General features: G+C 60.1%; 25 protein-coding genes. 10 read left to right on the top strand and 15 right to left on the bottom strand.

Annotated features, from left to right (window positions below):
- Window positions 1–80 precede the first annotated feature (80 nt).
- Window positions 81–584 carry a hypothetical protein gene (locus ACQQ2Q_RS12300; RefSeq protein ID WP_428187352.1) on the bottom strand — a complete coding sequence of 168 codons (504 nt, stop codon included), beginning with the start codon at window positions 582–584 and terminating at the stop codon, window positions 81–83.
- A gap of 140 nt (window positions 585–724) precedes the next feature.
- On the opposite strand from ACQQ2Q_RS12300, the gene ACQQ2Q_RS12295 reads away from it, so the two are divergent.
- Window positions 725–976, top strand: a complete 252-nt coding sequence (locus ACQQ2Q_RS12295) for a type II toxin-antitoxin system Phd/YefM family antitoxin (RefSeq protein ID WP_428187351.1) — start codon at window positions 725–727, stop codon at window positions 974–976.
- Entirely contained in the window at window positions 973–1,425 is a 453-nt protein-coding gene (locus ACQQ2Q_RS12290) for a type II toxin-antitoxin system VapC family toxin (RefSeq protein ID WP_428187350.1), read from the top strand. Before ACQQ2Q_RS12295 ends, ACQQ2Q_RS12290 begins: the two co-directional genes overlap by 4 nt.
- A gap of 492 nt (window positions 1,426–1,917) precedes the next feature.
- Here the strand turns inward: ACQQ2Q_RS12290 and ACQQ2Q_RS12285 are convergent, their stop codons facing one another.
- Together ACQQ2Q_RS12285 and ACQQ2Q_RS12280 are read right to left on the bottom strand one after the other, a co-directional pair.
- A complete protein-coding gene (locus ACQQ2Q_RS12285) occupies window positions 1,918–3,156 on the bottom strand; it encodes a saccharopine dehydrogenase family protein (protein ID WP_428187349.1) in 1,239 nt (412 codons plus the stop codon).
- Between the two features lie 52 nt (window positions 3,157–3,208).
- Entirely contained in the window at window positions 3,209–4,303 is a 1,095-nt protein-coding gene (locus ACQQ2Q_RS12280; protein ID WP_428187348.1) for a carboxynorspermidine decarboxylase, read from the bottom strand.
- 317 nt (window positions 4,304–4,620) lie between these two features.
- On the opposite strand from ACQQ2Q_RS12280, the gene ACQQ2Q_RS12275 reads away from it, so the two are divergent.
- The 3 genes from ACQQ2Q_RS12275 (at window position 4,621) to ACQQ2Q_RS12265 (ending at window position 8,706) form a co-directional block, all read left to right on the top strand.
- Window positions 4,621–5,802, top strand: coding sequence for a benzoate/H(+) symporter BenE family transporter (locus tag ACQQ2Q_RS12275; RefSeq protein ID WP_428187347.1), 1,182 nt, complete (start codon window positions 4,621–4,623; stop codon window positions 5,800–5,802).
- Between the two features lie 378 nt (window positions 5,803–6,180).
- Window positions 6,181–7,893, top strand: coding sequence for a 2-isopropylmalate synthase (leuA, locus tag ACQQ2Q_RS12270; protein ID WP_428187509.1), 1,713 nt, complete (start codon window positions 6,181–6,183; stop codon window positions 7,891–7,893).
- A gap of 3 nt (window positions 7,894–7,896) precedes the next feature.
- Window positions 7,897–8,706 (top strand): alpha/beta fold hydrolase, encoded by an 810-nt coding sequence (locus ACQQ2Q_RS12265; RefSeq protein ID WP_428187346.1) that lies wholly within the window; start codon window positions 7,897–7,899, stop codon window positions 8,704–8,706.
- Here the strand turns inward: ACQQ2Q_RS12265 and ACQQ2Q_RS12260 are convergent.
- A complete protein-coding gene (locus tag ACQQ2Q_RS12260) occupies window positions 8,696–9,604 on the bottom strand; it encodes a metallophosphoesterase family protein (RefSeq protein ID WP_428187345.1) in 909 nt (302 codons plus the stop codon). The genes ACQQ2Q_RS12265 and ACQQ2Q_RS12260 overlap by 11 nt on opposite strands.
- Window positions 9,605–9,654: 50 nt before the next feature.
- On the opposite strand from ACQQ2Q_RS12260, the gene ACQQ2Q_RS12255 reads away from it, so the two are divergent.
- Complete coding sequence (locus tag ACQQ2Q_RS12255; protein WP_428187508.1) at window positions 9,655–10,137, top strand: NUDIX domain-containing protein; 483 nt, start codon at window positions 9,655–9,657, stop codon at window positions 10,135–10,137.
- On the opposite strand, the gene ACQQ2Q_RS12250 is transcribed toward ACQQ2Q_RS12255, so the two are convergent.
- Complete coding sequence (locus ACQQ2Q_RS12250; protein WP_428187344.1) at window positions 10,115–11,128, bottom strand: glutathione S-transferase family protein; 1,014 nt, start codon at window positions 11,126–11,128, stop codon at window positions 10,115–10,117. The two genes, ACQQ2Q_RS12255 and ACQQ2Q_RS12250, sit on opposite strands and share 23 nt — an antisense overlap.
- A gap of 266 nt (window positions 11,129–11,394) precedes the next feature.
- On the opposite strand from ACQQ2Q_RS12250, the gene ACQQ2Q_RS12245 reads away from it, so the two are divergent.
- Window positions 11,395–11,982, top strand: coding sequence for a GNAT family N-acetyltransferase (locus ACQQ2Q_RS12245; protein ID WP_428187343.1), 588 nt, complete (start codon window positions 11,395–11,397; stop codon window positions 11,980–11,982).
- Here ACQQ2Q_RS12245 and ACQQ2Q_RS12240 read toward each other — a convergent pair.
- From ACQQ2Q_RS12240 to ACQQ2Q_RS12205, 8 genes are all read right to left on the bottom strand, one after another.
- Window positions 11,953–12,372 (bottom strand): GNAT family N-acetyltransferase, encoded by a 420-nt coding sequence (locus ACQQ2Q_RS12240; RefSeq protein WP_428187342.1) that lies wholly within the window; start codon window positions 12,370–12,372, stop codon window positions 11,953–11,955. The genes ACQQ2Q_RS12245 and ACQQ2Q_RS12240 overlap by 30 nt on opposite strands.
- A gap of 108 nt (window positions 12,373–12,480) precedes the next feature.
- Window positions 12,481–12,747: a hypothetical protein gene (locus ACQQ2Q_RS12235; RefSeq protein WP_428187341.1), complete on the bottom strand. Its 267-nt coding sequence runs from the start codon at window positions 12,745–12,747 to the stop codon at window positions 12,481–12,483.
- Window positions 12,744–13,145 carry an XRE family transcriptional regulator gene (locus ACQQ2Q_RS12230; RefSeq protein ID WP_428187340.1) on the bottom strand — a complete coding sequence of 134 codons (402 nt, stop codon included), beginning with the start codon at window positions 13,143–13,145 and terminating at the stop codon, window positions 12,744–12,746. The genes ACQQ2Q_RS12235 and ACQQ2Q_RS12230 overlap by 4 nt, the downstream gene beginning before the upstream one ends.
- A gap of 82 nt (window positions 13,146–13,227) precedes the next feature.
- The gene (locus ACQQ2Q_RS12225; RefSeq protein ID WP_428187339.1) at window positions 13,228–13,731 is read right to left on the bottom strand and encodes a hypothetical protein; all 504 of its coding nucleotides are present in this window, start codon (window positions 13,729–13,731) and stop codon (window positions 13,228–13,230) included.
- Window positions 13,732–14,003: 272 nt separating this feature from the next.
- Window positions 14,004–16,073 (bottom strand): hypothetical protein, encoded by a 2,070-nt coding sequence (locus tag ACQQ2Q_RS12220; RefSeq protein WP_428187338.1) that lies wholly within the window; start codon window positions 16,071–16,073, stop codon window positions 14,004–14,006.
- A gap of 9 nt (window positions 16,074–16,082) precedes the next feature.
- Window positions 16,083–18,887: a DUF4159 domain-containing protein gene (locus ACQQ2Q_RS12215; protein ID WP_428187337.1), complete on the bottom strand. Its 2,805-nt coding sequence runs from the start codon at window positions 18,885–18,887 to the stop codon at window positions 16,083–16,085.
- Window positions 18,884–19,804, bottom strand: a complete 921-nt coding sequence (locus tag ACQQ2Q_RS12210) for a DUF58 domain-containing protein (RefSeq protein ID WP_428187336.1) — start codon at window positions 19,802–19,804, stop codon at window positions 18,884–18,886. Before ACQQ2Q_RS12210 ends, ACQQ2Q_RS12215 begins: the two co-directional genes overlap by 4 nt.
- Before the next feature lie 23 nt (window positions 19,805–19,827).
- Entirely contained in the window at window positions 19,828–20,835 is a 1,008-nt protein-coding gene (locus tag ACQQ2Q_RS12205; RefSeq protein WP_428187335.1) for an AAA family ATPase, read from the bottom strand.
- Between the two features lie 160 nt (window positions 20,836–20,995).
- Here ACQQ2Q_RS12205 and ACQQ2Q_RS12200 point away from each other — a divergent pair, with 160 nt between their 5' ends.
- Genes ACQQ2Q_RS12200 through ACQQ2Q_RS12190 form a run of 3 tightly spaced genes read left to right on the top strand, consistent with a single transcriptional unit; the run spans window position 20,996 to window position 23,504 of the window.
- Entirely contained in the window at window positions 20,996–21,619 is a 624-nt protein-coding gene (locus ACQQ2Q_RS12200) for a DUF1285 domain-containing protein (RefSeq protein ID WP_428187334.1), read from the top strand.
- Window positions 21,616–22,257, top strand: a complete 642-nt coding sequence (locus ACQQ2Q_RS12195; RefSeq protein WP_428187333.1) for a CoA pyrophosphatase — start codon at window positions 21,616–21,618, stop codon at window positions 22,255–22,257. Before ACQQ2Q_RS12200 ends, ACQQ2Q_RS12195 begins: the two co-directional genes overlap by 4 nt.
- Entirely contained in the window at window positions 22,254–23,504 is a 1,251-nt protein-coding gene (locus ACQQ2Q_RS12190) for a CCA tRNA nucleotidyltransferase (protein WP_428187332.1), read from the top strand. The genes ACQQ2Q_RS12195 and ACQQ2Q_RS12190 overlap by 4 nt, the downstream gene beginning before the upstream one ends.
- Window positions 23,505–23,514: 10 nt before the next feature.
- Here ACQQ2Q_RS12190 and ACQQ2Q_RS12185 read toward each other — a convergent pair whose 3' ends face one another.
- Both ACQQ2Q_RS12185 and ACQQ2Q_RS12180 read right to left on the bottom strand, forming a co-directional pair.
- Complete coding sequence (locus ACQQ2Q_RS12185; RefSeq protein WP_428187331.1) at window positions 23,515–23,700, bottom strand: DUF1059 domain-containing protein; 186 nt, start codon at window positions 23,698–23,700, stop codon at window positions 23,515–23,517.
- 112 nt (window positions 23,701–23,812) lie between these two features.
- Window positions 23,813–24,088 carry a hypothetical protein gene (locus tag ACQQ2Q_RS12180; protein ID WP_428187330.1) on the bottom strand — a complete coding sequence of 92 codons (276 nt, stop codon included), beginning with the start codon at window positions 24,086–24,088 and terminating at the stop codon, window positions 23,813–23,815.
- Between the last annotated feature and the right edge of the window lie 14 nt (window positions 24,089–24,102).

Raw genomic sequence — 24,102 nt, 5'->3', positions numbered from 1 at the left:
GCCGCCTTGCGACGTGTGCTCTCCTAATTGGGTCAAAGCGGGCGTCGGATCAAGCCGCAGGCGAAATTATGGCCTTGGGCTTACATCCACTCGTAAGCCAGATCGCCCTTCAGGGGCCTGCCGGTGACGAAGGCGGCGCTGTCTTTTGCCTTTTCAGCATAGGCCAGGGCATCCGCGTCGTCGTTGAAGCCGATGAACACCATGCGCATGGAACGTGCCTTGGGATGCCCCTTCTTGCGGTAGGCGAACCGCACCGCGCAATGGGGATAATCGGCATCCACCACGGCGTCCTGCGCAGGCTTGCCGGACAGGGCCAGAAACTGGCCGAGTGCCAGGAAGCGATCAATCGCGGCAAAGGCCGTGGCCTGGGATACCTGCTGGTTGGTGCCAGATTTGACCGAGCGGCCGTAATAAAGGCTGTCCGTCAGCCCCCTGGCGCGCCTGGTTTCATAGACCATCACACCGCCCGCGGCTGCCAGCTCCAGATGGACATCGAAGGTCTGAAACAGCTCCGGGGTCCCGTCGAGTTCGGCAAAGAGGGGGCGCAGGTCAGCGATGGTATCGGCGTATAGGGCAGGGGTCATGATGGCTCGTGGTCGTTGGGATATATGGAGAGGCTGGCTCCTAGCATGGCGGGGACCTGGTGGATATGGGGGTAGACTTGTTGAGTATCGGTTGCCCGACTATATTGTGACCACAAGTGGTTACTTTTGGAGGTGTCGTTATGTCCAGTGTTGGTGTGAAGGAAGCAAAGTCCGCCCTGTCCGGCCTTGTTGATGACGCTGCGTCCGGGGAATTCGTGACGATTACCCGCCACGGAAAGCCAGCGGCTGTGCTGGTGAGCGTAGAAGCGGCGGAAGCCGCAAAGCGAGCACTGGCGAAGCCGAAATCCTCATTTGGAAATTTTCTGATCCGCTACCCCGGAGGGGCCGAGATGGAACGTAATCAATCCGGCTTGCGGGACGTTGAGTTTTGAAGGGATTTCTGATCGATACCAACATACTCTCCCATCTGGCACCGGGCCGTAAACAGGCCAATCCCGGTGTCCTGTCTTGGGTGGGAGAAAGAGGCAATGAGGGCGAGATCTGGATATCGGCTATGTCCGTTGCCGAAATCGATCAGGGCGTTCGAAAATTACAGCGTCGAGGCGATGCTGCACGAGCAGAGTTGTTGGGTGGTTGGCTCGAAGAATTGGTCCATGTGTTCGGCGAGCAGGTGCTGCCGATGGATACATCCGTTGCGAGACACCTTGGGAGGTTATCGGAACTGGTGACCGCCAAGGGGCGTCATCCCGGCTTAGCCGATCTCGTGATCGCAGCAACGGCTGCTGCTTATGACTTGACGCTCGTGACAGACAATACGCGGCACTTTGAGCTGCTAGGCTTGCGGTTGATGTCGTCGTCCGCATTGGGTGTGAGAGAATGAATCGGGATCGAAGCCATCTTGGTTGGGCGCTTTGAAAATGATCTCTTGGCTCCCGCCAAATCTTGCTGGAACTCCAGGTCATATCACGGCTCTCGGGACGATGGCGCGGGGTGCGAGGAAGCCAGTCTCCTGTTTACGTTGATGGGTCACGAGACGTACATCCGGTAGATCACCAACGCGATAAGCGCGGCTGTCGTTGCAAGGAGCGTTCGGACCAGAAATCGCATGAATTTTGACTTGGACCGGTGGCCTGCTGACATGTAGCCGAGGACATCACCCAGAAATTGTAACACGCTGTCCATATTACCCATCTTCAAACGTTGGCCAATTTTTACAAGTACCGAGTCGCTTTGGTTTTTCTTGATTGATGCTTCGTTCGTCTGGGTAACCGCTTTCGATATTTACCAGCGCAGCCGCATCTAAACCAAAACCCCGCCAGATCGCTCCGGCGGGGTCTGCATTCCCTCAATCGTCAAACGCTAACCCGCGCTCTCAGAACTCCACAGCCCGATCGCCGTCTTCGTCCTTGATCCGCGTTGGCAGGCCGATCTTGTTCAAGATGCTGATAAACGGCTTCGGTGCCAGTTCTTCGACATTTGCCATCTTCTTCACGTCCCATTCGCCTGTGGCCACCAGCATGGCGGCTGCGACCGGGGGGACGCCGGCGGTGTAGGAGATGCCCTGGCTTCCCACTTCGTTATAGGCGTCCTTGTGGTCGGCGACGTTGTAGATGAAGACGGTCTTTTCCTTGCCGTCCTTCGTTCCCTTGACGAAATCGCCGATGCAGGTCTTGCCTTCATATTCAGGCGCAAGCGATGCCGGATCGGGCAGGCAGGCCTTGACGACCTTCAGCGGCACGACTTCGGAACCGTCGGCGAGCTTGACCGGCTGTTCCGACAGGAGGCCGATCGACTTCAGTACGGTGAAGACGTTGATGTAGTGATCGCCAAAGCCCATCCAGAAGCGCACGTCGGCGCCATCCATGTTCTTGGCCAGCGAGTGGACTTCGTCATGGCCGCAGAGATAGGCGCGCCGCGTGCCTACGACCGGCAGATCGTAGTCCTTGCCAATCTCGAACATCTTGTTGGTCTGCCATTCGCCATTCTGCCAGGAGTAGACGACGCCGGTGAATTCGCGGAAGTTGATTTCCGGGTCGAAATTGGTGGCGAAGTATTTGCCATGGCTGCCGGCATTGATATCGACGATGTCGACGTCGGTGACCTTGTCGAGATATTCGTCCTTGGCAAGCTTGGCATAGGCGTTGACGACACCCGGATCGAAACCGGCGCCGAGGATGGCGGTGATGCCCTTTTCAGCGCATTCCTCCGCGCGCTTCCACTCGTAGTTCCCGTACCACGGCGGGGTCTCGCAGATCTTGTTCGGCTCTTCATGGATTGCGGTGTCGATATAGGCAACGCCCGTGTCCATGCAGGCGCGCAACACCGACATGTTGAGGAAGGCTGTGCCGACATTGATGACAATCTCGGATTTGGTCGACTTGATCAGCGCCTTGGTGGCCTCGATGTCGAGCGCGTCAAGCGCGTGGCCTTGCAGCACGCCGTTCTGCTTCATCGCCTTCTTGTCGTGAACGGAGGCAATGATCGCATCGCATTTGGATTTGGTGCGCGAGGCGATGTTGATGTCGCCGAGGACATCGTTGTTCTGGGCGCATTTGTGGGCGACCACCTGGGCGACGCCGCCGGCGCCGATGATGAGCACGTTCTTCTTCATAATGGGGACCAACTCCTTAAGTCCAATCGTCAGAACCTTGTCTTGAGGGGTTTCAAGACAGGCTTTGTTCGTAGTCCGCATAGGAAAACTCGCGGACCGTCCTGAGGCTGCCATCCAGTTCACGGATGGCGATTGCCGGCATTTGCACGCCGTTAAACCAGTTTTTCTTGACCATCGTATAACCGGCTGCATCCTGAATGGAGATCCGGTCGCCGACATTGAGTTCTTTCTCGAAATCGAACTCGCCGAAGATATCGCCGGCCAGGCAGGATTTGCCGCAGACCATGTAACGATGTGGTCCCTGGTTAGGGGAAACCTTTGCGTTTTCGCGGTAGATCAGAAGATCCAGCATATGCGCTTCGATGGACGAATCCACCACGACAAGGTTCTTGCCGTTGTAGAGCTTGTCGAGCACGCTCACTTCGAGCGTGGTGGATTTGGTGATCGAGGCTTCGCCTGGCTCGAGATAAACCTGCACGCCGTATTCGCCTGCGAGCCGCTTCAGCCGTTCGGCGAATTTTTCGAGCGGATAGTCCGGCCCGGTGAAATGGATACCGCCGCCAAGGCTTACCCATTCGGCCTTTTTCAACAGCGGTGCGAATTTCTGCTCGATATTGCCGAGCATCTTGTCGAACAGGTCGAAATCGCCGTTTTCGCAATTGTTGTGGATCATGAAGCCGGAGACCATGTCCATCACAGGCTCGACGACGTTCAGATCCCATTCGCCAAGGCGCGAGAAGGGACGGGCGGGATCGGCCAGATCGAAGGTCGAAGAGGAGACGCCCGGATTGAGGCGCAGACCACGGATGATGCCGGAGGACTGGCTTTCGAAACGCTGCAACTGGCCGACGCTGTTGAAGATGATCTTGTCGGCATGGGATACGACTTCGTCGATCTCGTAATCGGCATAGGCGACCGAATAGGCATGGGTCTCCTTGCCGAAGCGCTCGTGTCCGAGGCGCACTTCGTTGAGCGAGGAGGATGTGGTGCCATCCATATACTCGCGCATCAAATCGAAGACCGACCAGGTGGCGAAGCACTTCAACGCAAGAAGGGCCTTGGCACCGGACAATTCCCGGAGCCTTGCGATCTTCTCCATGTTCTCAAGGAGCTTCGACTTGTCGATCAGGTAGTAGGGCGTTTCCATGAAGACCGTTTCCTTCCCGTAGGGACAATGCAGGGGGGCAATAGGAAAAAGGGGGGCGGAACGCAAGCTTTAGAGCGGGGATTGGTCCAAAAAATGGCATTTGTGCGGTCGGAAAGCTCAGAAGGAAAAGTACCAGACAGCGCTATCGCCTTCTAATGTCGTTTATTTAAGGGATCGCTGCAACTTTCAGAGGGCATGAGCCGTCCGACATTGGCAAGCTCCATCCCGAACACTTTGGCCTAGAATGGCCTTGCCAGCAGGCGCTGGATTTGATTTTGGCTTGGTATCGTCCTTTCCCTCATCGCCAGGGTCGCGCCATGCTCAAAGATCTTTCCATCCAAAGCCTGTTCATGGGCGTGCTCACGGCCTTTGTCGGTTTCGCCAGTTCGTTTGCCGTGGTGCTTCAGGGGCTGAAGGGCGTCGGTGCTACGGATTTCGAGGCGGCGTCGGGAGTGATGGCGCTGTCCGTGTCCATGGGACTTTGCGCGGTGGTGCTCAGTGTCTGGACACGGCTGCCGGTCTCCATTGCCTGGTCGACGCCGGGGGCGGCACTGCTGGTGTCTGCTGGCATTCCAGAAGGTGGCTTTCCGGTCGCCGTGGGTGCCTTTCTCGTCTGCGCGGTGCTGATTGTCGTGGCCGGCCTTTTCAGGCCGTTCGGCCGCGCCGTTGCGGCCATTCCGGCGCCGCTTGCCAATGCCATGCTGTCGGGCGTCATTCTGGGTCTCTGCTTTGCGCCCTTCAAGGCCATCGGGTCTCTGCCGGCCCTGGCGCTGCCGATCGTGGTCGCATGGGCGGTGGTTGCCGCGTTCAAGCGGCTCTGGGCGGTCCCGGCGGCGCTGGCTGTATTTGTTGTGGTGATGATCTTCGGTGTCGATCTGCCGGAAGGCGCGATGGCGCAGTGGGCGGCCTCACTGGCACCGCCGGTCGAATTCGTCATGCCGGCATTCACCCCGGCATCGCTGATCTCGATTGCCTTGCCGCTGTTCATCGTCACCATGGCCTCGCAGAATATACCGGGAATCGCGGTGCTGAAGGTCAATGGCTATGATCCGGCGCCGGGTCCATTGTTTGCGGTGACGGGCGTCTTTTCGCTTCTGTCCGCGCCCTTTGGCGGCCATGCGGTCAATCTGGCAGCGATTACGGCTGCCATGTGCGCCGGTGAGGATGCCCATCCCGATCCGAAGAAACGCTACTGGGCCGCCATCATTGCCGGCATCGGCTATGTGATCTTTGGTCTGGCTGCAGGTGCCGTGACGGGTTTCGTCTCGCTTGCACCACCAATTCTCATCGAGGCGGTCGCCGGTCTGGCACTGATCGGAGCCTTTTCCGGTTCGGCTGTTGCAGCCTTCAAGGATGTCGAAACGCGCGAGGCGGCCGCCGTGACCTTCCTCTTGACGGCATCGGGTGTTTCCTTTGCAGGCATTTCCGGTGCCTTCTGGGGGCTGATCGGCGGTGGCATGATCCTGGTACTGCTGCGGGTGGCAAGGGCGCGCGCATGAGGCGCTCATATTTCCATGGCTGTTTCCGCGGCTCCAAAGCCTCCCGTTGCGGCAAATGACATGCTTGCCCTTCCGCTTCTTCTTGGCTATAGACGATTCCATGAAGATTTCGGGCGACATCAATTCGACTTCATTCGCCGCTGGCCGCATGTGCGCCGGCGTGCCGACACTCGCCCTAAACTCGCTTCTCCTTCTTATCCGCGGTTGCCGGGTCCATTGAGGAGCGCCCGGCGGCCGGAAAGCCGCGTGGCGACAGCTCCTCTGACATCCTGAATTCAACTAAATTGACCCGAAAGGGTTTCCGTATTTGCCGTCGCAAATGAGCCGACGATGCGCTATGAGCGCCTTGCATTGCGGGAAGAGGAAGAGACGAAGACAATGATTTTGAAGAACCATTCCGTCAAACAGGGCATGCCGGACGCCGAACAGAAATATCGTCCCTATCCGCAGATCGATATTCAGGACCGCACCTGGCCGTCAAAGACCATCACCAAGGCGCCGATCTGGTGCTCCGTGGATCTGCGCGATGGCAATCAGGCGCTGGTCAACCCGATGGGGCATGACCGCAAGGAACGCATGTTCAAGCTGTTGCTGGACATGGGTTTCAAGGAAATCGAGATTGGCTTTCCCTCCGCATCGCAGACCGACTTCGACTTTGCGCGCTGGTGTGTGGAGCAGGGCGGGGTACCCAAGGATGTGTCCTTGCAGGTGCTGGTGCAATGCCGACCGGAACTGATTACCCGCACGTTCGAGGCGCTGGAAGGCGCTCACAAGCCGATCATCCATTTCTACAATTCCACCAGTGAGTTGCAGCGCCGCGTGGTGTTCGCCAAGGATGTGGCCGGGATCAAGCAGATTGCCGTCGATGCAGCCAAGATGATCACGGACATGGCGGAGAAGGCAGGCGGCGGTTTCCGCTTCCAGTATTCCCCGGAAAGCTTCACCGGTACGGAACTGGACGTGGCTTTGGAGATTTCCAATGCGGTCATCGATATCATCAAGCCCACGCCGGACAACAAGTTGATCCTCAACCTGCCGTCCACGGTGGAGATGTCGACGCCGAACATTCATGCCGATCAGATCGAGTGGATGTGCCGCAATATCGACAACCGCGAAAACGTGATAATCTCGCTCCATCCGCATAACGACCGGGGCACCGGCATTGCAGCGACCGAACTGGGTCTGATGGCGGGTGCCGACCGCGTCGAGGGCACGCTGTTTGGCAATGGGGAGCGAACCGGCAATGTCGATATCGTCACTCTGGCGCTCAACATGTACACGCAAGGCGTCGATCCGGAACTGGATTGCTCCGATATCGAGCGCATCAAGGCCGTTTACGAATATTCCAACCAGATGGTCATTCCCGAGCGTCATCCTTATGTGGGCGAACTGGTCTATACGGCCTTTTCCGGCTCGCATCAGGACGCGATCAACAAGGGCATGAAGGCGATCAAAAAAGCCAATTCCCCTGTCTGGGAAGTGCCTTACCTGCCGATCGATCCGCAGGATGTGGGGCGCACCTATGAGGCGATCATCCGGATCAATTCGCAATCGGGCAAGGGCGGCATCGCCTATATCCTGAACGAGGATTACGGCATCAACCTGCCACGCGGGATGCAGGTCGAGTTCCGCGAGGAAATCCAGCGGATTACCGATGAAGAGGGTGTGGAGCTTCCGTCCAAGCGCATCCATGAGAAGTTCATCGAGCATTATGTCACCCAGCCGGAAGGCCGCATCAAGTTTGTCGATCACCACACCTATCCAGCCGGTGCCGACAAGAAGGGCGTCAGGGTGGTTGCCGCCGAGATTACCGACAACGGTGAGACAAAGAGGATCGAGGGGACCGGCACAGGCCCTATCGACGGCTTCATCAATGCGCTGTCTGCCTATCTCGGCATCGAGCTTTCGGTGGCTGATTATTCCGAGCACTCATTGCAGCATGGCTCCAACGCATCTGCCATCGCCTATGTCGAAGTCGAGCATGGGGGCGGCAAGCTGTTCGGTGCCGGCATCAACAGCAATATCGTGTCGGCCTCGCTCGAAGCCATCGTTTCGGCTGCCAACCGGGTTCTGGACAAGAAGATGGCCTGATCCATGGCGCTTGATGCCGTCATTTCCGGCAATCTGACAGCATCGCCGCCGCTTGTGCTTCTACACGGTTTTGGCGGCGGTGCCTATATCTGGAAAGCGGTGATGGCGCAGTTGGACGGCGTTTGTCCAGTGATTGCCTATGACCTGCCGGGCCATGGCGGCTCCATTGGCGATGCCGGCACCGGCGGGGCCGGGCGGATGGCAAAATCCGTCATTGCCGATCTCGATCGGCGCGGCGTGGAGACATTCCTCGTCGCCGGTCATTCCATGGGTGGAGCGCTGGCGGCGATCATTTGCTTGCGCCATCCGGAGCGGGTGGTAGCCGCGAGCCTGCTGGCGCCGGGGGGAATCGGTGCTTCAATCCATCACCGTGCCTTGAGAGTTTTTGCCAAGGCGCAGACGACTGGTGAAATGCGGCAGGCGATGGTGGCGATGGCTGGGCCTCACGCGCCTGTCTCGCCCGAAGCGGTTGAACACGCTCTGGCCAGCCATCGTCTTCCGGGCGGTCGAGAGGCCCTGACCACTGTGCTGGATGCGATCCTGACCCGCAGCGCCGACGAAATCGTGCAGGGCAGGTTGCCGATGGACGAGATCGCGACACTGCCGATGCCGGTTCAAGTGATGTGGGGCGATCAGGATGGCATTTTACCGTTTGCACAATCTGCCAATCTGCCGGGCAATGTCGTGCTAAAGCGCATCGTGGGCGCAGGGCATATGTTGGTGGATGAATGTCCGGTTGAGGTGTCAAACCTGCTGCGCGATATGGTGTCGCGCGGTCGGATCCCTCGGTCTTCAATTTCAGTCAGAGACTGAAATCCTGACGACAGGTGATCTCCATGCCGCTTGCCTTGGCGTTCAGGCTGTGGCGGTCGAGGTGAAGCTTCCAGGCGCCTTGTTGGCCGGAGATGGAAAACAGGTTGAAGGCCGCTGGCGGTTTGGTGGCACCGGGACCTTGCGAGGCGGACGCTATGCCGACCACGGGCACATTGCGGTCCCGGGTCTGCAGATAGTTGATCGTGTTCAAATGCGTATGGCCATGTAGCACAAGCTCAGCGCCACCGGTTGCAATGGTTGCGGCAAAGCGGCGAATGCCGATCATGCGCTTGTGCGGCGTGGTCGCTCCGCGGATCGGCGGGTGGTGGATCAGCACGACGCGAAACAGACCTTCCTCGCCGGCTGCCTTCAACAGATCGACGGTCTCGCGCGCCTGGCGCGAGCTGAAATAGCCGCTCGCGGAAAAGGGAAGGGTGGCATTGGAGGTGGAACAGCCGATCAGCGCCACCGGGCCGCGACGCGTGATGGTCGGAAACAGCCTGTGCTCCTTGTCGAAGATCAGCGGATCATTGTCGCCGCGGACAAAATCATACCAGGCAGCCAGCGCCTTGTCGCGCGCGCCGGGGACATAGGCGTCGTGATTGCCAGGCACCAATGTGGTTTTGACGGGATCGCAGGTGAGCTTCAGCCAGTCTGCTGCGGCGCGGATTTCGATGCCGGTTGCCAGATTGACCAGATCGCCGGTGATCGCCAGATGGTCGGGCGTGTGCTGGTTCACACCCGACATCATCAGCTCCAGCGCATTGGAGAAAAGATGCTTGCGCCGGTTGCGGTGCCAGTTCACATATCCGGTGATACGCTTGGAGGCCAGTTCGCGAAGCGTCAGCTTCGGCAGGGGGCCAAGATGGACGTCGGATATGTGGGCGAGCTTGAACATGGTGCTTTTCTTAGAGGCCTGCATGCACGGGAGCAAGCACGTTGAGTGACATGAAACCCAACGCGGAGGTGCCACACGGTGTTCCTCGGCTCATTTTGAAGCTCATTCACAGCTATTTTGCCTTGTCTCGCGGGATGACCATGGGCGTGCGGGCTGCCTGCTTCGACGATCGGGGACGGATTTTTCTGGTGCGCCATTCCTATGTGCCGGGCTGGTATATGCCGGGCGGCGGAATCGAGCGGGGCGAGACCGCGCGCGGTGCGCTGGTCAAGGAGTTGCGGGAAGAGGGCAATCTGGAAATCCTGGGCGAGCCGCAGATGATCCACGTCTATTACAACCGCAGCGCCTCAAAGCGCGACCACGTGATCTTCTACCGGGTGAATGTGCGCCAGAGCGCCGAACGATTGCCGGATCATGAGATTGTGGAATGTGGGTTTTTCGATCTCGATGCGTTGCCGGAGGGCACGACGGCGGCAACGCGCCGCCGTCTGAAGGATTTGCAGGCCGGTGTCAGGCCCGACGATATTTGGTGATTTCGAGCGCTTCCGAAAGCTTGTCGCGACCATGCGGCCGGTCGAAATCGAGTTCGGGACCAACCGGTACCACGCCTGACGGATTGATCGTCTTGTGGCTACGGTAATAGTGGTTCTTGATGTGGTCCATGTGCACGGTCTCGGCCACGCCCTTTACCTTATAAAGGTCGCGCATATAGGCTGACAGCGCCGGGTAATCGGCAATCCGGCGTATATTGCACTTGAAATGTCCAACATAGACGGCATCGAAGCGTATCAGCGTGGTGAACAACCGCCAGTCGGCCTCGGTCAGGCGCTCACCCAGCAGATAACGCTTTGAGGTCAGCCGCTCTTCCAGCCAGTCGAGACTTTCGAACAGAGGCGCGACTGCTTCCTCATAGGCTTCCTGGGTGGTGGCAAAGCCCGCCTTGTAGACGCCGTTGTTGACGGTGTCGTAGACGCGCTTGTTGACCTCGTCGATTTCCGCCTGCAGCTCTTGCGGGTAATAATCGTCGCTATTGCCGGTAATCGCGTTGAAGGCCGTGTTCAGCATGCGGATGATTTCGGCTGATTCATTGGAGACAATGGTGTTGGTCTTCTTGTCCCACAGAACAGGCACGGTCACGCGGCCGCTATAGGCAGGCTCGGCGCGCAGATAGACTTCGTATAGGAAATCGGAGTTGAACAGGTCGTCGCCGGTGGCGCCGTTGCCCTTTTTAAACTCCCAGCCATTTTCCAGCATCAGCGGATCGACGACCGACACGGAAATGTGGTCTTCCAGGTTTTTGAGGGCGCGGAAGATCAGTGTGCGATGTGCCCAGGGACAGGCATAGGATACATAGAGGTGGTAGCGACCAGACTCCGCCTTGAAGCCGCCAGTGCCGGAGGGACCTGCCTCGCCATCGGCTGTCAGCCAGTTGCGGAAACCGGATTCACTGCGCTTGAAATGTCCCTTGGTCGACTTGGTGTCGTACCAGATGTCCTGCCATTTTCCGTCTACGAGCCTTCCCATGGGAGTTTCCTTCCGGTTGTTCTGTTGTTTTGCTATGCTCTCAAAAATAAGGCGCTGGCTCAGGAAAGCGAGGGGCGTAACTATGAACAGTGCGTTTTCCGTTGGACGGCAGGAAAATTTGCTGGTATCGAGGCCTTCACTTTTTCGATGGAAGCGACCCAATGACCGTATTCAGGACCCTTCGACGACGCTGATGCTTTGAGAACGCCACCCGCGCGTTGCATCCGCCTGTCGTCTTGTTTGTCCTGATATTTACGGTCTCGCTCATGAACACCCACAGCCTTGTCTACCTCACCGAGGATGCGTCGCATGACGACGTCATCGAGATTATCAATGAAGAAGCGTTCGGCCCCGGCCGGCACACGCGGGCTGCGGCGCGCATTCGTGAGCAGGGGCCGCATGACCGGTCGCTCTCCTTCGTTTGCGCCGATCACGGCGAGACGATCGCATCGGTGATCATGACGCCGGTGATGGCGGGGGCCGTGAAAGGCCATCTTCTCGGGCCGCTCGCCGTTCGGCCCTCCCACAAGAATATGGGCATTGGCCGCGAACTGGTGCGTATTGCCATCGAGGCTGCCCGGCGGGCCGGCTCCGAAGCCGTGATCCTGATCGGGGATCCGCCCTATTACATGCCGCTCGGTTTTGAAAAGGTCGGCTGGAAGGCGCTTGATTTTCCAGGTCCGGTCGACCCCGGCCGGGTGCTGGTGGTACCGATCGGCAATGATGTGCATGCACGGTTGAAGGGCGTGATTGCCTGGAGGCCGGACGCGCATGCCCGCGCATCGCAGATGACAACGGGGAGACGCGCGGTGATCGACGCGCCGCTAGAACTTCTTCTTGAGCCAGGTCAGTGACGAGCCCTTGGAAAATCCGTCCAGCGTGCTGAAAGCCTCATAGCCCTGCCGTTCGTAAACGCGGCGGGCGATGGGGTTGAGCGTGTCGATATAGACGCCTGTGCAACCGCGATCCTTCGCCTCCTCTTCGGCCATCCGCAACATCTTGCCGGCCAGTCCCTTGTCGCGCAGATGGTCGGGCACGAATAAAAGCTCGATATAAAGCCAGCCGCGGCCGATATAGCCAATCAGCCCACCCTCGGTCTCACCCTCTTGATCCTTCAACGGAATATAGATCTCGCCGCGTGAACTCTCGCCGAGGATCTCGTTGTTATAGTCCAGCAATTCCGCAAGGATCGCCTCGCGGTCTTCATCGGGGACTGTGTGGGTGAGGGTAAGTTTGGGCTGCATGGGGGAGGTGTAGGTGGTTTTGGAATGGGTGTCGAGGTGGGGAGAGGTTGATAATGAGGCACCGGTGTTTGGAGTGCTTGCGTCATCGAAGCGGTGAGCTGGTGTTCTTCAGCAGGCGAGGTCCAATATGAGCAGGATCACGCGCCAGGCGAGGGCAAAAAGCAGGATCAGCAGCATCCAGTTCGGCATGAGCCGCGACATATCCTGCAGGGTTCGGGCGCGTTTACGCAGCATGGTGACGTCGGATTCTGGCGCGCCTTGGCGTTCAAGACGGTCGGAGCGAAGCTCGGCGAACCGGGACAGGCCCAGGTGCACCGCAGCCCAGATTGCGGGCAGCATTACCAGCAACGAGGCGAGAGCTTCAGCGTTGGTCATTTCCGCTCGGTCACCTTCAACTCGATGTCGAATCCCAATGCTTCGGCCAGTGCGTAAAGGCGCCAGAGTGTCGGACCCGAGACCGATTTCCCATTTGCCGTGCGTGACAAAGCGGCATGATCATAGCCGAAACGGGCATCGATTTCCCGACCGCTCAACCCGCTATCGCGGAGCATGGAGGCAAGTGCCTGCGCACCTGCGACACGGGCCACATCCTTTCCGATGCCGTCGAACATCGCCTTGCGTTCATCTGGCGACATCGTGTCGAACATCGCGTCGAACCGCGTTTTGTCACCTGGCGCCATAAGCGCCTTGGCGGCACCCTTTTCCGGCGCGGCGTCCTTTTCGGCATAGAAGGTCGTTGCGGCGGTTTTTGCTACAGCATCTGCGTAAGGCATCTACGCCTCCTTTGTTCTGAAGGACACATCAAGTGTTGTCTTTCAAGACAACAGATAGAGGATGTTGCCTTGCAAGTCAACATTACGTGCGGAGCGCACGTGCCGCGGCAATGACCTCTTTTGCTGTTTCGACGGACCGCAAGGTGTAAAGCAGGCCGGAAATGTGGGTCTTGTCGCCGATCCCGAAGACCACAAGACGGGGCGACGGTAGCAAAGTGAAGAGAACCGCGCAGTGCAGATCTTCCAGGCGAGCATCGTAGCGCGTGAAATACCCTTCAGGATCCTGGTCCGAAAGCTGGGCCAGGCCGGCGAATGAGAGGCAGTCTCCCTGGTCGCGGTGGTCAAGGTCACTCAGGAAGGCACCGAACATCTGTGGCGGGTAAATGGACCTGGAATGTGCAGGCTCTTGCAGGTGGCTCAAGCCGAGCCACTCGCCGTTCTGGCAGATCTTTCCGATCTGCAGAAGACGGCGATGGATTCGCTGAAAGGCTGCTTCCTTCACTGATTTTCTCTTCGGGCCGAGCTTGTCGAGCCCCGGAGGGCCGTCAGTGAAGCCGCTCGTGAAATGAACAACCAATGTCTTCATGCGCGCCTCCCACTCCCCAATCAACTCCATCAAGCACCATTCAGACGCATCTATCAACTATCGCGGGAAGAAATGTGGGGCGCACGCAAGGTTGAGGTGGGTGAACATCGTGTAATTCGCATTACTGGCAGACGTGGAGCAGACGCGCCCTTGGGACCATCACAGTATTGGAAAACGTGTTTCCTCCGTTTGCCGAGGAGTGCCGGTTCGGGGGCCGGAAGTAAACAACGGTACCGCACAGAGTGGCGTATTCACTCCACGCCCAAGGCCCATTACCGCCCCTCACGCCACCACATCGCGGAGATCGCCAGCAGCAGTACGCCGAGTCCTGCAAATCCTGTAAACAGAGGGAGCGTATCGACGCTTTTCAGCACGGTTTCGTCGGTCATGCGTACGGTGAGGCGGCGGTTGTCGGCCACGCGGACCTGGCCGCGGACGGGCAGGATGTCGGGGAGGCGCAGGCCGCCATTGCCATTGTCGAGGCGGGTGGTAATGCCGCGTGTTTCCTCGCCGATGGGCTTCAGGCTGTCGGTGGTGGAGACCATGGCCTTGAATTCGGGTGCATCCACCGCGCCGACATGGACGAGCGCGGAGAAATCGCCGTTGGTGACGGTGAAGAGGCCTGTTTCTTCCATGCGGCGTTCGGCGGTAAACAGGCCGGGCTCGGTTTGCGCCAGCTGCACGGTCTCTGTGCGGCCCGAGGGATATTCGATTGTTGCTTCGCCCGGATCGTCGCCAATGGTCTGGCGGTGGATTTCCAGCCTTCGGCCATTGGCCCTGGCGGTCAGCGCCTCTTCCTCGAGCTCCGGTTCCTTCATCAGCCAATGGGCGATGCGGCGATAGAGCGAGACATGCGGGCCACCGCCTTCGAAGCCACGTGCCCACAGCCAGCCCTGATCGGACAGCAACATGGCCACACGGCCCTTGCCTTCGCGATTGAGCACCAGAAGCGGGCGATCGTCCGCCGCCGTCATGACCGTTTCGCCGCCCGGTTGGACAACATCGACGCTGCGGAACCAGCGACCCCAGTTTGGCGGCTCGGCAGCCGATCCATCCAGTCCCCGGGTGACCGGGTGGCGTTTGCCGATATCCGACAGGCGCGGATAAAATCCGGCCTGGTGGACATCCCCGGTGGGGGCGGCCGGCAGCACATTGGACAGCGGCGTGATGGCGATGGAATCCTCGCCGGCATGTTCCGGTCCTGCCGCGATCAGCAGCGCGCCGCCATTTCGCACATATTCAGCGATATAATCGTAATAGAGGATCGGCAGCACGCCGCGATGCTGGTAGCGGTCGAAGATGATCAGGTCGAAATCGTTGATCTTTTCGACGAAGAGTTCGCGGGTGGGAAAGGCGATCAGCGATAATTCGTTGATCGGTGTGCCGTCCTGCTTTTCCGGCGGGCGAAGAATGGTGAAGTGCACCAGATCGACCGAGGCGTCGGATTTCAACAGGTTGCGCCAGGCGCGCTCGCCGGCATGGGGTTCGCCCGACACCAGCAGCACGCGCAGGTTCTGGCGAATGCCCTCGATCAGGTGAATGGCGCGGTTATTGGCCTCGGTGACTTCGCCGGGCAGGCCGTCGACATCGAATTCCAGCACATTGTTTCCGCCGCGTGGCACCTTGAAGGAAAAGGGCGTTTCCTCGCCGGGGATCGCCTGCAAGGTGCCGGCCGGTTCGCCATTGATGCGGGCGGTCACAGTTGAGGGCGCCGTGTCGGGTGTACCGTCGTCGAAGACGCGCAGCGTCAGCTCCTGATCCTCGCCGACAATGCCGAAGCGGGGTGCGCGCACGACTTCGATGCGCCGGTCGGTTTCGCCTTCGCGACCGGTGATCAGGCCATGAACAGGAGCGTCGAAGCCGAGCGCATGGGCATTGGCGGGAATGTCATGGATCTGACCATCGGTAACGAAGACAGCACCGCCAACACGCGCCGGCGGAACATCGGCGATGGAGGCCGACAGGGCCTCGAACAACCGTGTGGACGGCGTGTCGGAATCTTGCGCGCCTGTGACCTCGACAATGCGCGGCTCGATCTGGGGAAAGCGGGCAAGGCGTTCCTGCAGACCTTTGAGCGCCTCGTCGGTCATGGCTATGCGCTCTGGCGTATCCTGGCTCTGGCTGCGGTCGATGATGACGGGCAGAACGGTGGACAGAGCCTCGCGGTTTTCGTTGAGCACGACCGGATTGGCAAGCGCCAGCAACAGGGCTGCGAATGCTGTAAGGCGCACAACCGTGCCGCGGATATGCGAGCGCAGGCCGGCCAGCGATATCAGAATGCCAAGGACTGCAAAGACGGCCAGAGCCGACCAGGGCAGGAACGGGGAGAATTCGATTGTCATTGCGCCCCCTTACTGGCCAAGCCGTTCGAGGAGAGCGGGAATGTGCACCTGGTCTGCCTTGTAGTTGCCGGTCAGCATATACATCATGATGTTGACGCCGGAGCGGTAGGAGAGTTCGCGCTGGCGTTCACTTGCGGGAACGGTCGGCAACAGCGGTGCCCCCTGATCATCAACGGCCCAGGCGCCCATCATGTCGTTCCCGGTAATCATGATTGGTGTCACGCCGTCCCCCGAGGAGGAAAGGGCGGCATTGGAGTTGCGCGCTTCCTGCCGGGCCTCGACCCAGAGTGGGCCATCATTGTAGCGACCGGGGAAATTGTTGAGCAGATAGAAGGAGCGGGTCAAAACGTGGTCTGACGGCACGGGCTCCAGCGGGGGGATGTCCATATTGGCAAGGATGGCGCGCAACCGGTCGCCATTGGCACTCGATCCGCCACCGCCGTTTAAAGAGCTGAACTGGTCGCGGGTGTCGAAGAACACCGTGCCGCCGGAGCGCATATAGGCGTCGATGCGGCTGATGGCGGCAGCAGTCGGCATGGGCGCGGTTGCGGAAATGGGCCAGAAGATGATGGGATAAAAGGCAAGCTCGTCCCTGGATATATCGAGTGCGACCGGTGCCGAGGGTTCCAGCGTGGTGCGATAGGTGAGGAAGTCGGTGAGCCCGATCAGGCCGCGTTCGGACAGGCGATCCACATCGTCTTCGCCGGTAATCACATAGGCGAGACGGGTGTTGTCGAGATGTTCGATGAACTGCTGGTCGCCGGGGCGGCTGTCGTCTGCAAGGCCCACATCCGGGCGCATGGCCAGCACGACGGCAAGGCCGATCATGGCAGCCGTTGCCGCAGACGAGCGCGCGCGGCGCGAAAAGGCGCCGCCCATGAACAGGACGATGATGCCGTCCGCCAACAACAGCAGGAGAGCGAGCATGAACAGATAGGGCTTCAGCGGCGTGGTGACGGCGCCAATCAGCGGTGCGTTGGTCAGGGGCATGGAGGCAGCAGTGTCAAGCGGGCGCAGAACGGTTGCAGGTGCCAGAAGGTTGAGCGCGACAAAGCCATCCTCGCTGCCATAGAGGCCCGGAGGATTGTCGATCGTGGCTGCTACCGGGCGGTTGGTTCCGGTCTCGATCGGGCGGGCGCTTGCGGTTTCAGCGGTCAACGCACCGCGTTCGTCGAGGAGCCGGTAAGGCGGCAGGCTCTCGGCCCTTGCGCCATTGTCGCTGACGCTGGCGGTCGCGTTGGACAGTTGCACGATCCGCCGCAGCATTTCGACGAATTCTCCGGAGATCGGCAGGTTGGACCAGGTCGCCTCAGCGGTGACATGAAAGAGAACGATGCGGCCACGGCCCGTTTCGCGGGTGGTCACCAGCGGCGTGCCATCTGCAAGGCTTGCCCATGTGCGTTCGGCCAGATCCGGCGTCGGCTCGGCCAGTACCTGACGGCGTACCAGCACGCCCTCCGGCTGATCCATGCCGGCAAAGGGGCCGAAAGCGGGGAAGTCAGCCAGCGGCTGCGGCTCGGCCCAGGAAAGCGCTCCCCCCAATTCGCGTTCGCCCTGACGCAGGATCACCGGCACCAGCGGATCGTCGCTTGGCGCGGCTGCCAGCCGCGGTCCGGCAAAGCGGATCAGCGTGCCACCATTTTGCAGCCATTTCTGCATGGGTTCATACACATTTTCCGGCAGACGTCCGATATCGGCCATGACGATGGCGGATGGGTTCTGCTGCAGGACTTCCGGAATGGAGACGGCGAGGTCCGGCACACCGGGCTGTATCAGGTCGGCATAGGGCTGAAGTGCGCGCTGGATATAATAGAGCGGTGCCAGCAAGGGCTGAAAATCATCGCTGCTGTCGCCGGTCAAGAGTGCCACCCGGCGGCGGCGGAAGCCATCGTCGAGCAGATGGACTGCACCGGCGCTGGAAACGCCTGCGACCGAAAGGCGGGCGAAATCATTGCGCAGCTCGAAGGGGGCTTCGATCTTGCCTGATGCGGTGGACTGTCCGCTTGCAAATTCGACCGTGCCCGAGGCGATCTGGCGGCCCTGGCTGTCCAGCGCATCGACGTTTATCCGCTGGGCGCCACCGCTGTTGAGGCGCGTGGCGGTGACATCAAGGCTGTCTGCTTCGTTGAGGGCACCGGTAATGGCCAGTGCTGCGCTGCCATCGCCTTCGATGAGGCGCAGTTCGTGTGGGGACAGGTCGGCCAGCCGGCTTACTGTTTTGTCGTCATCGCCCACGGCCATGCCATCCGACAGGAAGGCCAGCGTTCCGGGGCGGGTACCCTGAAGGGCTGCTTCCAGCGCTGTGACGGCACGGTCGCGGTCCACCTGCAACGGGTGCGGGCGGGCGGCGGCGAGTTTGTCGCGGGCGATGGCGGCGCTCGACGGCGTTGCATCGTTCAGGCGATCGGCGGTGAGGACGATGGAAACCGGCATGTCGCGGCTTTCGGCATCGTCGACCAGCGCCTGGGCCGTGCGCATGCGCCGATCCCAGTCTTCCGCCGTTGCCCAGCCATTGTCCATGACGATCGCCAGCGGTCCATCGGTGGAGAGCGCATCATTGCGCGGATTGAGGATCGGGTCGGCCAGCGCAAAGATGATGACGGTTGCAAGTGCGATGCGCAGAAGGGTTAGCCACCAGGGGCTCTTGGCCGGCGTTTCCTCGCGGCGCACAACGTGAGCGAGGATCTTCAGCGGTGGAAAGACCTCATGCCTGGGGCTTGGCGGGGTGAGCTTCAGCAGCCACCAGATCAGCGGCAGGGCGGCCAGTGCCGCAAGGGCTGCCGGAAATGCGAAGGCGAATGGCAGGCCACTCATCGGCTACTTCCCCGCTCGCTGCCCGGTGCCATGCCGGAGAGATACATATGCACAGCCACCAGCGCCTGCGAGGCAAGCTGGTCGGTACGGTGGGGCACGAAGCTCCAGCCCTGTCGGCGCAATGCCTCGCCCAGCGCATCGCGGCGGGCGAGATAGGCCGTGCGGTATTCTTCGCGAATACTTTCGGCGCGTCCTGACACGAGTTTCTGGCCTGTTTCTGGATCGATAAATTCCGTACGGCCGCTATAGGGGAAGTCTTCTTCCGCCGGGTCGGCAATCTCCACCACATGACCGCGCAGGCCCCGGCGGCCAAGCGGTGCGATTTTCTCCATGATGGTGTCGGCGTCATCGAGAAAGTCGCCGATCAGCACTACATCGCTCAGTCCGCGGATCATGACGGTATCCGGCATTCCCGTGGTCAAAGGCGCGTGGATCAGTGCCGTCGCCAGTCGTTCGGCTGCGTTGCGCGCCGAGACCGGCTCCATGATGCCAGGGCAGCCAATGCGTTCGCCCGAACGGGCCAGAATTTCGGCAAGCGCCAGCATCAGCACCAAGGCGCGGCTTTCCTTGGAAACGTCGGCAAGCGTCGATTTGTACATCATCGACGGAGACATGTCGGCCCAGAGCCAGACCGTGTGGGCCGCTTCCCATTCGCGGTCGCGGACATAGACATGGTCGTCGCGGGCCGACCGGCGCCAATCGATGCGCGACAGGCTTTCGCCTTCGGTGAAGGGGCGGAACTGCCAGAAATTTTCGCCGATGCCGCGTTTGCGGCGACCATGCCAGCCGGCAATCACGGTATTGGCGATGCGTCGCGCCTCGACCATGCAATCCGGCACAAGGATTGCGCGCTGACGCGCTCTGGCGAGCGCATCGCGTCCGGGTGTCTGCTCGACGATCTGGCCGATTGATGCCATGTCCGTCTACCTTGCTTCCTGTTTCAGCTGACGCGCTTGACAAGGCCGGCAATCAGGTCGCGCACCGACATGCCTTCGGCGCGGGCGGCGAAATTGAGGGCCATGCGGTGTTGCAAAACGGGTTCGGCGAGTGCGCGCACGTCATCGATCGATGGTGCAAGACGGCCCTCGTAAAGCGCACGGGCACGCACGCACAACATCAGTGCCTGACCGGCGCGGGGACCGGGACCCCAGGCGACATGCTTGTCGGTTTCTTTGTCGCCCTGGCCGGGGCGTGCGGCGCGCACGAGGGTGAGAATATAGTCGACCACGGCATCGGAGACCGGCATCTGGCGGATGAGGCGCTGGATCTCCAGAAGACGCTCCGAGGTGATGACGCTCTGGGCCTCGACGTCGACCATGCCGGTCGTATCGAGCAGGATCTGGCGCTCGGCATCGCGTGCCGGATAGCCGACATCGACCTGCAACAGGAAGCGGTCGAGCTGGGCTTCCGGAAGCGGATATGTGCCTTCCTGCTCAAGCGGGTTCTGAGTCGCGAGCACGTGGAAGGGGGCCGGCAGATCGTAGCGCTGGCCGGCAATGGTAACGTGATATTCCTGCATTGACTGCAAAAGGGCCGACTGCGTGCGCGGGCTTGCGCGGTTGATTTCGTCTGCCATCAGAAGCTGGGCGAAGATCGGTCCCTTGACGAAACGGAAGGAGCGCCGGCCGGTTTCGTCCTGATCCATGACCTCGGTGCCGAGAATGTCGGATGGCATCAGATCCGGCGTGAACTGGATACGGTTGGCATCGAGGCCAAGCACGGCGCCGAGCGTTGTCACAAGCTTGGTCTTGGCAAGGCCCGGAACACCAACCAGCAATGCATGGCCGCCGGACATGATGGCCAGCAGGGTGTTTTCCACCACTTGCTCCTGGCCGAAAATGACCTTGGAGACTTCCTGGCGAATGCCGGCGATATCGGCAAGGGCAAGTTCTGCCGCCTCGACTGCGGCTTTCTCGTCCAGGACGTCCGGCGTGGTAATCATCCCCATTGGCTCTACTCCATCTGGTTGGCGTCGCTTCCGGCGAATCAGGCCGGCTATTCGTTTTTCACCGGCTAAGTTAGCTTATCCTCGGGGCGACGGCTGACAAGCGCGTTTCGAATGACTATCTCGTGAGGGACAACCGTTAGTGAGCAACCGGGACACAAAGATGGCAGCCGAGACCCTGAAAGCGACGAAAGATGCCGGCGATCTTGCCGCGATGATTTCGCGCGCGGCAGAACAGAGCGGCGGAAATAAGCGTGGACTTCCGCCCATCGATCGTTGGAATCCGCCCTTTTGCGGCGATATCGATATGGAGATCAGGGCCGATGGCACCTGGTTCTATATGGGGACGCCCATCGGACGGGCACCCCTTGTGCGATTGTTTTCGACCGTGTTGCGCAAGGATGAGGACGGAAAGACCTATCTCGTAACTCCTGTGGAAAAGGTTGGCATACGCATCGCTGACGCGCATTTCATCGCTGTTGAAATGGGCGTGTCAGGTGAGGGCACCGGACAGGTTTTGTCCTTCCGGACCAATGTCGGCGATGTGATCGAGGCCGGCCCGGATCATCCGCTACGCTTCGTCATGCAAGGCGAAAACAGTGAGTTGAAGCCCTATCTTCACGTCCGCGGGCGGCTGGAGGCACTGGTGTCTCGAGCGGTCATGTACGATCTCGTCGAACTGGGCGAGACCATCGATGTCGACGGCGTCGACATGTTTGCGGTGCGTTCCGGCGGTGCCGTGTTCCCGGTGATGCCGGCAAATGAACTGGACGTGCTTTCTAGATGAGTGAGAGCGGTCTTTTCTCCGCGAGGGAATTCAGGGCACGCGCCATCAACCAGATGGGCGGGCCTGTCGAGGATGCCTGGCGCGATCACGGCGATCATCTTTTGAACCCGCAAAGCATTCGCGAGATCGAAGGTATCCGGTTGAAGGACGCAGCGGTTCTGATCGGGATCGTTGACGATGGTGATGGCGAAGACGCCAAGGTGATCCTGACGCAGCGAACATCGACGCTGCGCAAGCATTCCGGCCAGATTGCCTTTCCCGGTGGCGGCATCGACGAGGAGGATGCGACACCGGAGGTCGCGGCATTGCGCGAGGCTGAAGAGGAGGTCGGGCTTCATCCGTCCTTCGTCGAGACCGTCGGACGGTTGCCGCTCTATCTGTCGGGAACCGGTTTTCGTATTCAGCCGGTGCTGGCGGTGGTGCAACGCGGCTTTACCATCACGCCCAATCCAGACGAAGTGGACGAGGTGTTCGAGGTGCCGTTATCGTTTCTGATGAACCCGCACAATCACCGGCGCGACAGTCGGATGTGGCAGGGAAAAGTCCGTCATTTCTATACCATGCCCTATCATGACTATTATATCTGGGGCATTACCGCGGGCATTCTGCGCACGCTCTATGAAAGGCTCTACGCATGACCAATCTCTCGGCCCAGCCATGGTTCAACGAGCCTTCGCTGCGCAAGGTGCTCGCATTGTTGAACGAGGATGGTGGTGAGGCCCGGATCGTGGGTGGTGCCGTGCGCAACAGCCTGATGGGCCATGCCGTAGGCGACATCGATATCGCGACGACGCTGGTGCCGGCCGAGGTGATGGCGCGGGCGGAAAAAGCCGCGGTGAAGGCTATTCCAACCGGTATCGACCATGGAACCGTGACGCTGGTTGCCGATGGCAAGCCTTTCGAGGTGACGACGCTGCGCCGCGACCTTGCGACCGACGGGCGCCATGCAGAGGTTGCCTTCGGTGCGGACTGGAATGAGGACGCGCAGCGTCGCGACCTCACGATGAACGCGCTTTATGTCGGCGCAGACGGCGAGGTCGTCGATCTCGTGGGCGGACTGGACGACATTGGCGCAGGCAATATCCGCTTTATTGGCGATGCAGATGCACGCATTGCCGAGGACTATCTTCGGGTGCTCAGGTTCTTCCGGTTCTTCGCCTGGTATGGCTCCGGTCGTCCGGATGCCGCAGGGCTTAAGGCCTGCGCCCGTGCGCGGGATCGTCTGGGGCAGCTGTCGGCAGAACGGGTCTGGGCTGAAATGAAGAAGCTGCTCGGTGCGCGCGATCCGGGCCGTGCACTGTTATGGATGCGCCAATCCGGCGTCCTGACTGCGATCCTTCCGGAGACAGAGAAGTGGGGCATCGATTCCATCGCGCCGCTGGTGGCCTGCGAAGAGGCGCTTGGCTGGTCCCCAGATCCCATGTTGCGGCTTTCCGCGATTGTGCCGCGCGACGCGGACAGACTGGCGGCGATGGCCAGGCGGCTTCGCCTGTCCAATGCAGAGACGGCCACGCTCGACGGTTTCGCCAAGGCTCCGGACATTGCCGATGACATGAAGGAGGCGGCACTGGATCGTCTGCTTTATCGGGAAGGGCGTGACGGTATTGTCAGCCGCCTGAAACTTGCTCTTTCGTCAGCACGGGGCGGGACAGGTAGCGCCGATATGGAAAAGGTCGGTCGTTATTCCAGACTGCTCAAACGGGCTGAGGGTTTTGAACGGCCGGGCTTCCCGCTCAGCGGTGCTGATCTGCTGGAGGCGGGCTTTGCCGCTGGACCCAAAGTGGGAGCGGTGTTGAAGGCGCTTGAATCGGAATGGGTGGACAAGAATTTCAGCATTGACCGGGCGAAACTGATCGCCCGGCTGGAAGATTTTCGGGAGGAATGACGATCAGACGTCAGGCTGCATTCGCTTCATTTCTAATGCGCGCCTTGATGTTCTCGACCATATTCTCACGAATGATGGTCTCGCCATGAACGTTGCGCATGTGCTCGACAGCACGGCGCACCACTTCTGCCTCCTCGTCTGCCCGGGTGTGCCAGTCGCAACCCGGAACCAGTGAACCACATTCATATCGCTTCATAGCTTTTCTCCTCTTTGACGGGTTCAACGTCCATAGAGTCAACGCAAGCGCAGGGACGCAAGATCCCGATACTAACAAAAAATGAGGGCATCCTGAAGTTTCGGGACCCGATCTAGTCTCGCATCGCCCAGGAATGAAACACGGACGAGGTGGATGCGCGCGTTTCTCTGCGGATGATCCGTTCGGCATCATTCGCCGTTGCGCGGTCGCGCAGATCTCGCCCGGCGAGCCTCAGCTTGACCTCTTCGACATAGTAGGAGTGGGGTAGATCCATATCCCCACTTGCCCGTAGTTGCTCGGCCAGTCGGTCTATGACCTCCGGCGCGTTCATTGCGCGATCCGTTCCGCTTACGGAAATGATCCGGTCAATGCCAGTTTTCGTGCTCATGTCAGTTCTCCTCC

It is taken from the genome of Agrobacterium sp. ES01 (assembly GCF_050320885.1).
Lineage (GTDB): Bacteria > Pseudomonadota > Alphaproteobacteria > Rhizobiales > Rhizobiaceae > Allorhizobium.
Note: the sequence above shows the minus strand (reverse complement) of the source record. Positions and strands in the feature narration are given on the sequence as shown.

Coding starts and splice junctions, on each gene's coding strand:
- ACQQ2Q_RS12300 (WP_428187352.1), bottom strand. CDS start 584: ATGACCCCTGCCCTATACGCCGATACCATCGCTGACCTGCGCCCCCTC.
- ACQQ2Q_RS12295 (WP_428187351.1), top strand. CDS start 725: ATGTCCAGTGTTGGTGTGAAGGAAGCAAAGTCCGCCCTGTCCGGCCTT.
- ACQQ2Q_RS12285 (WP_428187349.1), bottom strand. CDS start 3,156: ATGAAGAAGAACGTGCTCATCATCGGCGCCGGCGGCGTCGCCCAGGTG.
- ACQQ2Q_RS12280 (WP_428187348.1), bottom strand. CDS start 4,303: ATGGAAACGCCCTACTACCTGATCGACAAGTCGAAGCTCCTTGAGAAC.
- ACQQ2Q_RS12275 (WP_428187347.1), top strand. CDS start 4,621: ATGCTCAAAGATCTTTCCATCCAAAGCCTGTTCATGGGCGTGCTCACG.
- leuA (WP_428187509.1), top strand. CDS start 6,181: ATGATTTTGAAGAACCATTCCGTCAAACAGGGCATGCCGGACGCCGAA.
- ACQQ2Q_RS12265 (WP_428187346.1), top strand. CDS start 7,897: ATGGCGCTTGATGCCGTCATTTCCGGCAATCTGACAGCATCGCCGCCG.
- ACQQ2Q_RS12260 (WP_428187345.1), bottom strand. CDS start 9,604: ATGTTCAAGCTCGCCCACATATCCGACGTCCATCTTGGCCCCCTGCCG.
- ACQQ2Q_RS12255 (WP_428187508.1), top strand. CDS start 9,655: ATGAAACCCAACGCGGAGGTGCCACACGGTGTTCCTCGGCTCATTTTG.
- ACQQ2Q_RS12250 (WP_428187344.1), bottom strand. CDS start 11,128: ATGGGAAGGCTCGTAGACGGAAAATGGCAGGACATCTGGTACGACACC.
- ACQQ2Q_RS12245 (WP_428187343.1), top strand. CDS start 11,395: ATGAACACCCACAGCCTTGTCTACCTCACCGAGGATGCGTCGCATGAC.
- ACQQ2Q_RS12240 (WP_428187342.1), bottom strand. CDS start 12,372: ATGCAGCCCAAACTTACCCTCACCCACACAGTCCCCGATGAAGACCGC.
- ACQQ2Q_RS12235 (WP_428187341.1), bottom strand. CDS start 12,747: ATGACCAACGCTGAAGCTCTCGCCTCGTTGCTGGTAATGCTGCCCGCA.
- ACQQ2Q_RS12230 (WP_428187340.1), bottom strand. CDS start 13,145: ATGCCTTACGCAGATGCTGTAGCAAAAACCGCCGCAACGACCTTCTAT.
- ACQQ2Q_RS12225 (WP_428187339.1), bottom strand. CDS start 13,731: ATGAAGACATTGGTTGTTCATTTCACGAGCGGCTTCACTGACGGCCCT.
- ACQQ2Q_RS12220 (WP_428187338.1), bottom strand. CDS start 16,073: ATGACAATCGAATTCTCCCCGTTCCTGCCCTGGTCGGCTCTGGCCGTC.
- ACQQ2Q_RS12215 (WP_428187337.1), bottom strand. CDS start 18,887: ATGAGTGGCCTGCCATTCGCCTTCGCATTTCCGGCAGCCCTTGCGGCA.
- ACQQ2Q_RS12210 (WP_428187336.1), bottom strand. CDS start 19,804: ATGGCATCAATCGGCCAGATCGTCGAGCAGACACCCGGACGCGATGCG.
- ACQQ2Q_RS12205 (WP_428187335.1), bottom strand. CDS start 20,835: ATGGGGATGATTACCACGCCGGACGTCCTGGACGAGAAAGCCGCAGTC.
- ACQQ2Q_RS12200 (WP_428187334.1), top strand. CDS start 20,996: ATGGCAGCCGAGACCCTGAAAGCGACGAAAGATGCCGGCGATCTTGCC.
- ACQQ2Q_RS12195 (WP_428187333.1), top strand. CDS start 21,616: ATGAGTGAGAGCGGTCTTTTCTCCGCGAGGGAATTCAGGGCACGCGCC.
- ACQQ2Q_RS12190 (WP_428187332.1), top strand. CDS start 22,254: ATGACCAATCTCTCGGCCCAGCCATGGTTCAACGAGCCTTCGCTGCGC.
- ACQQ2Q_RS12185 (WP_428187331.1), bottom strand. CDS start 23,700: ATGAAGCGATATGAATGTGGTTCACTGGTTCCGGGTTGCGACTGGCAC.
- ACQQ2Q_RS12180 (WP_428187330.1), bottom strand. CDS start 24,088: ATGAGCACGAAAACTGGCATTGACCGGATCATTTCCGTAAGCGGAACG.